The 11,978-nt window shown below is 67.7% G+C and carries 6 protein-coding genes; 3 read left to right on the top strand and 3 right to left on the bottom strand.

All coding sequences use genetic code 11. The annotated features are described in order from the left end of the window. Positions 1-4: 4 nt before the first annotated feature. The 3 genes from kbl to tdh form a co-directional block, all read right to left on the bottom strand. Positions 5-1,204 carry a glycine C-acetyltransferase gene (kbl, locus tag R5H19_RS10245; RefSeq protein ID WP_318158889.1) on the bottom strand — a complete coding sequence of 400 codons (1,200 nt, stop codon included), beginning with the start codon at positions 1,202-1,204 and terminating at the stop codon, positions 5-7. An 86-nt stretch (positions 1,205-1,290) separates the two neighbouring features. Further along, on the bottom strand, positions 1,291-4,953 hold the full coding sequence (locus R5H19_RS10240) for a DUF748 domain-containing protein (protein ID WP_318158888.1): 3,663 nt from the start codon (positions 4,951-4,953) through the stop codon (positions 1,291-1,293). A 137-nt stretch (positions 4,954-5,090) separates the two neighbouring features. Beyond that, positions 5,091-6,113 carry an L-threonine 3-dehydrogenase gene (gene tdh, locus R5H19_RS10235; RefSeq protein WP_318158955.1) on the bottom strand — a complete coding sequence of 341 codons (1,023 nt, stop codon included), beginning with the start codon at positions 6,111-6,113 and terminating at the stop codon, positions 5,091-5,093. Between the two features lie 193 nt (positions 6,114-6,306). Here tdh and R5H19_RS10230 point away from each other — a divergent pair, with 193 nt between their 5' ends. The 3 genes from R5H19_RS10230 (at position 6,307) to miaA (ending at position 11,879) form a co-directional block, all read left to right on the top strand. Continuing rightward, positions 6,307-8,460, top strand: coding sequence for a S46 family peptidase (locus R5H19_RS10230; RefSeq protein ID WP_318158887.1), 2,154 nt, complete (start codon positions 6,307-6,309; stop codon positions 8,458-8,460). Between the two features lie 115 nt (positions 8,461-8,575). After that, positions 8,576-10,738: a S46 family peptidase gene (locus R5H19_RS10225; RefSeq protein WP_318158886.1), complete on the top strand. Its 2,163-nt coding sequence runs from the start codon at positions 8,576-8,578 to the stop codon at positions 10,736-10,738. A gap of 199 nt (positions 10,739-10,937) precedes the next feature. Further along, complete coding sequence (miaA, locus tag R5H19_RS10220; protein ID WP_318158885.1) at positions 10,938-11,879, top strand: tRNA (adenosine(37)-N6)-dimethylallyltransferase MiaA; 942 nt, start codon at positions 10,938-10,940, stop codon at positions 11,877-11,879. Positions 11,880-11,978 lie beyond the last annotated feature (99 nt).

Below are 11,978 nucleotides of genomic sequence, written 5' to 3'. Positions count from 1 at the left end.
GCCGTCAGCTGCCGATCACGCCCAGCTTCCGGCCCACCCTGGTGAACGCGGTGATGGCATGGTCCAGGTGTTCGCGAGTATGCGCCGCACTCATTTGCGTGCGGATGCGCGCCTGGCCCTGCGGCACCACCGGGTAGAAGAAGCCGGTGACGTAGATGCCCTCGTCGAGCAGGGCCGCGGCCATCGCCTGCGCCTTCGGCGCGTCGTAGATCATCACCGGCACGATCGGGTGCACGCCGGGCTTGATGTCGAAACCGGCCTTCGTCATCTGCTCGCGGAAGTAGCGGGTGTTTTCCTGTACCTTCGCGCGCAGGTCGCCGGCGCTGGCCAGCATGTCGAACACCTTGATCGCCGCGGCCACCACGTGCGGCGGCAGCGAGTTGGAGAACAGGTAGGGGCGTGAGCGCTGGCGCAACATCTCGATGATCTCGGCGCGGCCGGTGGTGAAGCCGCCCAGCGCGCCGCCCAGCGCCTTGCCCAGCGTGCCGGTGAAGATGTCGATCTTGTCCATCACGCCATTGACCTCGGCCGAGCCGCGGCCGGTGTCGCCGAGGAAACCGGTGCAGTGGCACTCGTCGATGTGCACCATGGCGCCGTACTTTTCCGCCAGCGCGGTGATCTGATCGAGCTTGGCGATGAAGCCGTCCATCGAGAACGCGCCATCGGTCGAGATCAGCTTGGTGCGGGCGCCGGCGGCATCGGCTGCCTGCAGCTGTTTTTCCAGGTCGGCCATGTCGCTGTTGGCGTAGCGGTAGCGCTTGGCCTTGCACAGGCGGATGCCGTCGATGATCGAGGCGTGGTTGAGCGCGTCGGAAATCACCGCGTCCTGCTCGCCCAGCAACGGTTCGAACAGGCCGCCGTTGGCGTCGAAGCAGGCGGCGTAGAGGATGGTGTCCTCGGTACCGAAGAACTCGGCGATCTTCGCCTCCAGCTGCTTGTGCAGGTCCTGCGTGCCGCAGATGAAGCGCACGCTGGCCATGCCGAAGCCGTGGCTGTCCAGCGCGTCCTTGGCGGCCTGGATCACCGCCGGGTGGTCGGCCAGGCCGAGGTAGTTGTTGGCGCAGAAGTTCAGCACCTTGCGGCCGCCTTCCAGCTCGATCTCGGCGGATTGCGGCGAGACGATGATGCGCTCGGCCTTGAACAGGCCCTGGTCGCGGATGGCTTGGAGTTCGCTGGCGTAGCGCGCCTTGGCTGAGTAGCTCATGGAGATTCCGGCCCGTGGACAAAGCTCTATTTTGACCGCTTGGCGCGATGCTGGGAAGGAAGTGCGCGCGTCGACGGGCGCGTGCGCTACTGCGCCAGGCTGAAATCCGCGCGTGTGGTCTTGCCCTTGTCGTCGATGCCCTGCGCGCCGAGCTTCGGCTCCTGCAGCGACATGCGCGTGTCGTCCAGCTTGCCCTTCAGCCAGGCCTGCACTGCTGCAGCGCGGCGCTCGGCCAGCGCGCGCATGGCCTTGGCATCCACGGACACGTTGGTCTCCATCAGGCTGCGCATCTCGTCGGGTTCGAGCGATTTCTTCAATCCGAGGAAATTGCGCGGCTTGTCCGGCAGGTCGTAGTGGCGGTAGGCGCGCCTGAGGTACTTGCCGTATTCGTCCGGGGTGACGCTGACTGCGGCCAGCGCCGCGTCGGAGGTGTCGGCGTCCATGCCCGCGCTGCTCAGCACTTTCTCGCGGCGCACCAGGTTGTCCACCGTGACCTTGCGCAGGCCGTCCTGGTCCTTGCCCGGGTCGGCCCGGCCGGCGATGCCGAGTTTCAGTGAGGGTTTCTGCCGCAGCAGGGCCACGATCCTGCCCAGGCGCTCCTGCGCCTTGGCGTCGAGCACCGCCGAACCCGGTGCGAATTCGACGTAGCCGAGATCCTCGTGGCTGCCGCCGAAGGCGCCGGCCAGCAGGCGGAACGGTGCGGTGGCCGCCTTGGCGATCAGGTTGCCGAAGGCGCGCCAGATCAGCCCGCCCAGGCTGAACTGCGGATCGTCCAGCGAGCCGGATACCGGCAGGTTCACGTCGATGTTGCCCTGGGTGTCCTTGAGCAGCGCCACCGCCAGCTTCACCGGCAGGTGCTTGATGCCGGGGCTCTCGTTGCGCGCGCCGAAGGTGAGCTGGGTGATGAAGATGTGGTTGTCCGCATTGAGCTTGCGCTGGTCCAGCATGTAGTGGACGTCCACGTCGAGCTTGCCGGCGGTGATCGGATAGCCGGTGTAGCGGGTGGAGTAGGCAGTGAGGCGGGTGAGCTCCACCTGGTTGGCCTTGCCCTTGATGTCCAGGAAGGCCACCGGCTGCAACGGGTTGATGCTGCCGTCGATGTCCACCGGCGAGTCGTCGTCGAGCGCCGCCTGCACCGACAGTGCTGCCGGCGGATCGCCCGGCGCGGTGCCGAACGCGCCGATCCGGCCGGTGAGCCTGGTGAGGTTGGCGGTGTAGTTGGGCTTGATGAAGTTGTCGGTGTAGTTGAGCTGGCCGTTGACCAGGGTGATGCCGCCGAGGTGGATGTCGGCCGCGGGCGCGGCCGGCGCCGCTGCGTACGCGACCGTCGCGGTCGATGCCGGAGCGGGGGCCTGCGGCTGCGGTGCTGTCGCAGTGCTGGTGGCGCGGGTCACCGACACCGGCGCGGCCTCGGGCGAGGCGACCACGTCGGCCAGGTTCAGCTTGCCGTCCGCGTTGATGATCATGCGGGCGTAGAACGAGGTGAGCGCGAGTGCGTCCGCGTGCATGCGCGGCGCGCCCTGGCCGATCCCGGCATCGAGATTCGAGGCGCTCAGCGTGCGCCAGCGCAGGAAATCGTCGCCGGTGAGCTTGTCCTGCACACGCACGCGCTCCAGCGTGGCGTCGCCGCGGTAGCGCAGCTTCGGTGTGTCGCCGCGGCCGTCGTAGTGCAGTTTGCCGCTGCTGGTCAGCCTGGCGTCGGCCACGGTGACGTTCAGCGGCACGCTGATGTACGGCTCGAAGCGGGCGACGTCCAGCCGACGAGTGTCCAACTTCAGGTCGGCGCCGAGCGGTGAGGGCCGCAGCTTGCCGGAGGCGGCAAACGTGCCGCGCTCGATGGCGCCTTCCAGCTTGAACGGGCGCTCTTCGCCCAGCTTGTCGCCGAGGTTGTCGATGCTGCCCTTGAGCGATTTCAGCGGCACGGTGACCGGTTCGGCGCCGGCGGCGAGGTCGGTGAAGTCGAGCGCGCCGTCGTCGAGGCCGAGGTGGGCGATGCTCCAGTGCCAGGGCGGAGTTTGCGGTTCCGCGGCGGCCATGCGCCTGTCGGTCAGCGGGTGGCCAGCCGGCGGTGCCAGCAGTTCCAGCAGGCTGATGGCGCCGTTGCGCTGGCGCTGTATTTTCAGGCTGAGCTTGCTGACGGTGGCCGTGCCCAGCCGCACCTGACGGCTGGCCAGGTCGAACAGGCGGATCTCCGCCTGCAGCTTGCTCCAGGCCAGCGGCGTGCCGTGTTCCTTCAACGGAGCTTCGAGCGCGAAGTCACTCACCGTGGCGTGCGCATCGGCCAGGCGCGCGTTGACGGCGTTGCCCCAGTCCAGTTGCAGTTGACCGCTGGCGTCGAGCTTGCCCTTGCCCACCCGTGCGGCCATCGGCGAGGCGACTGCCTGCAGCGGCGCCACGTCCACCTGGTCGAGGCCAAGTTGGACGGCCAGCTTGCTGGCGGCCAGATCCAGCGTGCCCCTGGCCGATAACTCGCCGCCGCTGAGCCGGGCGGCCAGGTCGATATGGCCGGCCGGTGCGGGCTGCAGGCTCAGGCCCTGCAGCGTGCCATGCAGGTTGCCGAGGTTCAGCTGGTGCTGTGCGGCGTCGGTGTAGCGGATGGCGCTGTCGGCCAGCACCAGCGAGGCGATGCGCAGGTCGGTCGGCGTCGCCGAAGCGGTGGAGGCGGGCGGCTGGGAGCCGGCGGCCAGGCTGTCGATATTGGTGTGGCCGTCCGCACCCTGGATGTAGTGCAACCGGGCCTGGTTCAACTGCAATGCACCGAGCCGGTAGCGCGAGAGCAGCGGTTGCACGTCGGCCAGTTCGGCGCTGCCGCGGTCGAGTTCGAGGATCGGTTCGCCATGCCTGCCGGCCAGTGCGAAGTCGTCCAGTTGCAGGCGGCCAGTCAGTTGCAGCTGCGGCGTGGGCCGGGTCTGCACGAAATGCAGGTCGAGGCTGCCGCTGAGCCGTCCCTTGGGAATGGTTATCGGCAGCGGTGCGGGGGCGTAGGCGAGGTAGCGCGGCAGGTCCAACTGGTCGAAGCGGAAATGCATGACTGCTTCGCGGGTATCCGCGAAAGGCCGGGTCTGGCCGTCGATGCGCAGCGGGCTGCCGTCCACCCGCAGCGACAGCAGCGGCTGCACGAACACGTCGGTGTCGCTGGGCAGGTTGGCGAGGAAGGGGATGCCCAGTTCCAGCTGTTCGACGTGATGACTGGCTTTGCCCAACTGGTCGTCGAACTGGATGTCGCCCGCATGCACGCCGATGTTGGACAGCGAGAAGCGTGCCGGCGGCGCCTGGGGCGCGGTGGGCTTCGAGGTATAGCGTTCCACCAGATCAGTGAAGTTGAAGCGTCCGTCCGCGGTGCGCACGATGCGGATCTGCGGATGCTGCAAGCGCAGTTCGTCCAGCACCGGTGCGCGGCGCAGCAGCGAGATCCACGAGGCGTTGATCACCGCCTGGTCGATGTCCACGAACGGCGAGCGGCCGTCGCGGTCGGCGATGTGCAACCGATCCAGCTGCAGGCGCAGGGTGTAGGGGTTGAAGCGTACCTCGCCCAGCGTCACCGGTCGCGACAGGGCCGCGCCGGCGCGCTTCTCGATCTGGGCGCGGATGATCGGCGGGGCGGCGAAGAAGCCGAGCAACCCGAACGCCACCAGCACCACGGCGGCGATCAGCGCGCCCTTGCGTGCACGCTGCGAGCGGTACAACTGCCGGGCCTGGTCGCGGGCCGCCGCCAGGCGGGCACCTGCCATGGAGCGAAGGGCGTTCATGCGGACTTTCCGGTGGCGTCATGGGCCGGCGGTACCCCGCCGGGCACTTCCTGCTGCCGGCAGCGACCGGCCGCAGGAAGTTTACGCAGATACCTTGAAACCGGCGACGGCAAGCGGCGGCAATCGTCCGTGCGCGTTCAGCCCCAGGAGCAGACCACCTTGCCGCACTTGCCCGCATCCATCAGGTCGAAGCCCTTCTGGAAATCATCGATGTGGATCTGATGGGTGAGCACCTTCTGCAACGGGAAGCCGGTGAGCACCATCTGGGTCATCTTGTACCAGGTCTCGTACATGCGCCGGCCGTAGATGCCCTGCAGGGTGAGGCCCTTGAAGATCACCTTGTCCCAGTCGATGCCGGCGCCCTTGGGCTGGATGCCGAGCAGGGCGATCTTGCCGCCGTGGTACATGCAGTCGAGCATGTCGTTGAACGCGCGCGGGTTGCCGCTCATCTCCAGGCCCACGTCGAAGCCTTCCATGTGCAGGTCGGCCATCACGTCCTTCAGCGACTGGTTGGCCACGTTGACCACGCGGGTGGCGCCCATGTCGGCGGCCAGCTTCAGGCGGTAGTCGTTGACGTCGGTGACCACCACGTTGCGCGCGCCCACGTGCTTGGCGATGCCGGCGGCGATGATGCCGATCGGGCCGGCGCCGGTGATCAGCACATCCTCGCCGATCAGGTCGAACTCCAGCGCGCAGTGCGCGGCGTTGCCGTAGGGGTCGAAGAAGGCGGCCAGCTCGGACGGGATCTGGTCCGGGATCGGCCACAGGTTCGAGGCCGGCATGGTCATGTACTCGGCGAACGCGCCGTTGCGGTTCACGCCGATGCCGATGGTGTTCGGGCACAGGTGCTGGCGGCCGGCACGGCAGTTGCGGCAGTGGCCGCAGACGATGTGGCCTTCGGCCGAGACGCGGTCGCCGACCTTGTAACCGGTCACGCCCGGGCCGATCTCCACGATGCGGCCGACGAACTCGTGGCCGATGGTGAGGCCCGGCTTGATCGTGCGTTGGCTCCACTCGTCCCACTTGTAGATGTGCAGGTCGGTGCCGCAGATCGCGGTCTTCTCCAGCTTGATCAGCACTTCGTTCGGGCCGACTTCGGGAATCGGTACTTCTTCCATCCAGATGCCCTGCTCGGGCTTGCGCTTGACCAGAGCTTTCATCAACTGAGGCATGGTATTTCCGTGGGGGGATGACAGCCCGATATTATAGGCGGCAGGCGGGGTACCGGTTTCGTGCAGTGCAACGTTGTCGCCTCGGTGCCCGGCCACGCCGGCTGCGTGAGGTGGGCTTGCTGCCCGGGCGGCTTCGCCCTATGGTCGCAGGTTTCTACGAAACGCCGACGGGAAACGAAGCATGCGCTTGAAGATGATGGGCATGGTGGTCTCCATGCTGCTGGCTCCGGCCGCCCAGGCCGACGAAGGCATGTGGATGCCGTCCCAGTTGCCGGACATCGCCAAGCCGCTGCGCGCCGCCGGCTACCAGGGCAAGCCTGCCGACCTGGCCGATCTCACCAGGGCGCCGTTGAACGCGGTGGTGAAGGTTGGCGGCGCCACCGGCGCCTTCGTCAGCGACCGGGGCCTGGTGCTGACCAACCACCATGTGGCCTTCGGGGTGATCCAGTACAACAGCAACGCGCAGCGCAACCTGATCGACGACGGCTTCGTGGCCGCGAGCCCGGCCGAGGAGCTGCCGGCCAATCCCGATTTCCGCCTGCGCGTCACCGTCGGCTTCGAGCCGATCACCGGGCAACTGCTGGCCGCGGCCCGCGGCAAGACCGGCCGCGCCTACTACGACGCGGTTGACGCGGCAGGCAAGGCGCTGGTCGCCGCCTGCGAGCGCGAGGAAGGCATGCGCTGCAGTGTGGCCGACATGTTCTACGGCCGTGACTTCTATCTCGTGAAGCAGTTGGAGCTGCGCGATGTGCGCCTGGTCTACGCACCGCCGCGCGCGATCGGCAACTACGGCGACGAGGTGGACAACTTCATGTGGCCGCGCCACAGCGGCGACTTCACCGTGCTGCGCGCCTACGTCGGCCCGGACGGCAAGCCGGCGGATTACTCGAAGGACAACCGGCCGTACACGCCGCCGGCCCACCTCAGGATCTCCCGCGACGGCGTCAACGAAGGCGATTTCGTGATGCTGGCCGGCTACCCCGGCATCACCTACCGCCACCGCACTGCCGCCGAGTTCGCCGACCAGGTCGAGTGGCGTCTGCCTACGGCGGTGGCGACGATGAGGGCACTGCAGGACGTGATCGAGGACGCCGGCAAGGCCGATGCGCAGGCGAAGATCCGCTACGCCTCGCAGCTGCAGTCGCTGAAGAACGGCATCAAGCGCTTCAGCGGCGAGCTCGAAGGCCTGCAGCGCAGCGACGCGGTGGCGGTGCGCCGGCAGGACGAGGCGGTAATGCTGGCCTGGCTGGACGGACAGCCCGACGCGCGCACTCTGCGTCCGCTGATCGACGCCGCGGTGGCCGAGATCGCCGCCGGCAGCGCCGGCCGCGAGCGCGACCTGCTGTTGGGCCTCGCGCAGTCGCAGACCCAAATGCTGCGCTCGGCGTTGCGTCTGCAACGGCTGGCGCACGAGCGCGGCAAGCCGGACGCCGAGCGCGAGAACGGCTACCAGCAGCGCGACGAGGAGCTGATTGCCGGCCAGTTGCGCCAGGTACAACGCCGTTACGACCCTGCGGTGGAAAAGCGCCTGCTGACCACGCTGCTGACCCGCTACCAACAATTGCCGGCGGCGCAGCATCTGCCCGAGTTCGATGCCGCCTTCGGCCGCAGCCCGGCCGAACTGGCAGCCACGCTGGACCGCGTCTACGCCGCCACCCGACTGGGCGACGAGGCGCAGCGCCTGCATGCATTCCAGGCTGCGCCGGCCGAACTCGCCGCCAGCGACGATGCACTGCTGAAGCTGGCCGCGCAGCTGCAGCCGGCGCTGCTGCGCCTCGACGACGAGCGCAAGGCGCGCGACGGCGAGCTGCTGCGGCTGCGCCCGGCCTACATGCAGGCGCTGATCGCCTACCGCAAGCACCAGGGACGCGCCGTGTATCCGGATGCGAATTCCACCCTGCGCGTGAGCTACGGCAAGGTCACCTCGCTGAAAGCGCGCGACGCGGTGAGTTACGCGCCGCTGACCAGCACCGCCGGCATCGTCGAGAAGAACACCGGGGTGGCGCCGTTCGACGCGCCCAAGCCGCTGCTCGATGCGATCGCCAAGGGCGACTACGCCGGTTACCTGGACCCGAAGTCGGGCACCATGCCAGTGAATTTCCTCAGCAACCTCGACACCACCGGCGGCAATTCCGGCTCGCCGGTGCTGAACGCAAAGGGCGAGCTGGTCGGTCTCAACTTCGACAGCAACTGGGAAGCGGTCAGCGCCAGCTGGATGTTCGACCCGCGCTACAAGCGCGCGATCCACGTCGACCTGCGCTACATGCGCTGGCTGATGGACAAGGTCTATCCGGCGCATTGGCTGTTGCAGGAATTGGGCGTGCCGGCGCGCTGAACGTCGCAGGCATGACTTGCGGCATATGCCGCAAGCGCCCGGCTCGGGCATAAGTTGAAAGTTGTTGCGTCACTTTTGCCGACTTCCCGGGGCCGGCTTTCATCAGGAGATTCCCTTGCGTCGTCTATTGCTCGCTGCCGCCGTATCCATCGGCCTCATCTCGTCCGCCCATGCCGTCGAAGGCATGTGGCAGCCTGCCCAGTTGCCCGGCATCGCCGCCACGCTGCAGCAGCACGGCCTGAAGCTCGATCCGAAGACGCTGACCGACCTCACCGCCTACCCGATGGGCGCGATCGTCAGCCTGGGCGGCTGCACCGCCTCGTTCGTCTCGCCCGAAGGCCTGGTGGTGAGCAACCATCACTGCGTCTACGGCGCGCTGCAGCTGAACTCCACGGCGGAGAACAACCTGATCGAGAAGGGCTTCCTGGCGAAGACCAAGGCAGACGAACTCTCCGCCGGCCCGTCCTCGCGCATCTTCGTCACCGAGGAAATCCGCGACGTCACCAAGGACATCACCGCCGGGCTCACTGACGCCATGAGCGGCGCCGAGCGCTACAAGGCGATCGAGCAGGCGATCAAACAGCAGGTCAAGGCGTGCGAGAGCGACGGCTACCGCTGCGACGTCTACACCTTCCACGGCGGCTACAGCTATCAGCTGATCAAGCAGCTGGAGATCAAGGACGTGCGCCTGGTCTACGCACCGCCGGAATCCATCGGCAAGTTCGGCGGCGACGTCGACAACTGGATGTGGCCGCGCCATACCGGCGACTTCGGCTACCTGCGCGCCTACGTCTCGAAGGACGGCAAGTCGGCCGCCTTCTCCAAGGACAACGTGCCGTACCGGCCCAAGCACGTGCTCAAGGTGAATCCGCAGGGCGTGGAAGCAGGCGACTACGTGATGGTGGTCGGCTACCCGGGTCGCACCAACCGCTATCGCCTTGCCGACGAAGTGCAGAACTCGATCGACTGGGTCTACCCGACCCAGATCAAGGTGTACGAGGACACGCTCGACATCATCAACAGCGCCGGCAAGGCCGATCCGAAGGTGGCGGTCAAGTACGCCAGCATGGTCGCCGGCCTCAACAACTACTTGAAGAATTTCGGCGGCCAGCTCGAGGGCCTGCGCCGTGCCGACGCGGTCGCGGTGAAGCGCGCGCAGGAAGCGCAGCTGGAGGCGTGGCTGCAGCAGCAGGGTGGTGCGGAGAACGCCGCACTGGCGGCCGACATCGGCAAGCTGCGCCAGCAGATCGCCGCCGACCAGGCCAACCGCGAACGCGACCTCGCCATCGGCCTGGTCAACCGGGCCCAGCTGTTCGGCAGCGCGGTGCGTCTGGTGCACCTGGCGAAGGAGCGGCCCAAGGCCGACCTCGACCGCGACGCCGGCTACCAGCAGCGCGACTGGGTGCGCATCGAAGGCGGCCTGAAGCAGATGGATCGCCGCTACGACCCGGGCGTCGACCAGCAGTTCATGGTCTACGGCCTGCAACGCTACGTGGCCTTGCCGCAGGCGCAGCGCCTGCCCGCACTGGACGCGTGGCTCGATGGCGCGAAGACCGAGGCCCAGCTGAAGCAGAAGGTCGCCGCGTTGTACGCCGGCAGCAAGCTCGGCAACGTCGACGAGCGCATGAAGTGGTTCGCTGCCGACAGCAAGGCGATCGACGCCAGCGCCGACAGCATGCTCAAGCTCGCCCGCGCGGTGCAGCCGCAGCTGAAGGCGCTGGAAGACGCATCCGATGCCCGCGACGGCGAGCTGAGCAAGCTGCGCCCGCGTTACATGCAGGCGATGATCGCGTGGAAGGACTCGCAGAAACTGCCGGTCTACCCGGACGCGAACAGCTCGCTGCGCGTCACCTTCGGCAACGTGCAGGGCGTGGCGCCGCGCGACGGCGTCAGCTACGCGCCGTTCACCACCGCACAGGGCATCGTCGAGAAGGACACCGGCGTCGAGCCGTTCAACTCGCCGAAGGCCGAGCTGGCCGCGATCAAGGCGAAGGCATTCGACAGCTATGCCTCGCCGAAGCTGGGCACGCTGCCGGTCAACTTCCTGGCCGACCTGGACATCACCGGCGGCAACTCCGGCTCGCCGGCGATGGACGCGAATGGCCAGCTGGTCGGCCTGGCGTTCGACGGCAACTGGGAGTCGGTCAGCGGCGACTGGCTGTTCAACCCGCAGCTCAATCGTTCGATCCAGGTGGACGTGCGCTACATGCTGTGGGTGATGCACCACCTCGACCACGCCGACAACCTGCTGAAGGAAATGGGCGTGCCGGCGAAGTAGGCCGGGTCGTCTGCCACGCCAGGGGCCGCCTTCGGGCGGCCCTTCGTTTTTCTATCCACAGCGGATGTGGATACGTGTTGAACAAGCGTGTGGACAACTTCGATCCGCGCCGCCGCAACAAGCACTTGCCTTGGATTGCCGAAGTTTTGTCCAGCCGTGCTGGGTTACCCTTGCGCATGGCTTCCCGCTGCCTGCCTGCATGAGTCTGGATACCCGTCCCCTCGCCATCTTCCTGATGGGCCCCACGGCTTCGGGCAAGACCGCGCTCGCCTGCGAACTGGCCGATCGTTTCCCGCTGGACTTGGTGAGCGTGGACTCGGCGCTGGTCTACCGCGGCCTCGACATCGGTGCGGCGAAGCCCGACGCAGCCACGCTGGCGCGTTACCCGCACGAACTGATCGACATCCGCGATCCTGCCCAGCCGTATTCGGCGGCCGAGTTCCGCGTTGACGCGCTGGCGGCGATGCAGCGCGTCGGCGCGCAGGGCAGGGTGCCGCTGCTGGTCGGCGGCACCGGGCTGTACTTCCGCGCGTTGCAGCAAGGCTTGTCCGATCTGCCGGAGGCCGACCCGGCGACCCGTGTACGACTGGCTGCCGAGGCGCGACAGCTCGGCTGGCCGGCCATGCATGCGCGGCTGGCGGCGCTCGACCCGGCCGCCGCCAGCCGCATCGGCTGCAACGACGTGCAGCGCCTGCAGCGCGCGCTGGAAGTGATCGAACTGACCGGTCGTCCGCTGTCCGAACTGCAGCGCGGCGGCGCGGCGGCGCGCTTCCCGTGGCGCGTGCTGAAGCTGGCATTGCTGCCGGCCGATCGGCACGTGCTGCACGAGCGCATCGCCTGGCGCTTTGACGCGATGCTGGCAGAAGGCTTCCTGGACGAAGTGCGCGCATTGCACGCACGCGGCGACCTGCACGCCGACCTGCCGGCGATCCGTGCGGTGGGCTACCGGCAGGCGTGGGAGCATCTGGGCGGCCACACCGACGCAGCCACGTTCCGCGACCGCGCCATCTTCGCCACCCGCCAGCTGGCCAAGCGCCAGATCACCTGGCTGCGCAGCGACTACGGCACCCGCCTGTTCGACCCGGACCGGCCCGGTCTGGTCGCTCGCGCTGCCGCCGCCGTGCGGCTGTTTCTGGGCTGACCGGGGCGGTCGCTCCCGGCAACGTGACCGGGCGCACTCGCACGGCGCGAAAATCTTCTTTCATCAAGTATTTGAAAGCAGCTAACATCCCGGTCATGT

Origin of the sequence: Rhodanobacter sp. KK11, from assembly GCF_033345435.1 — a bacterium.
Lineage (GTDB): Bacteria > Pseudomonadota > Gammaproteobacteria > Xanthomonadales > Rhodanobacteraceae > Rhodanobacter.
This window is presented reverse-complemented; position numbering and strand designations above follow the sequence as displayed.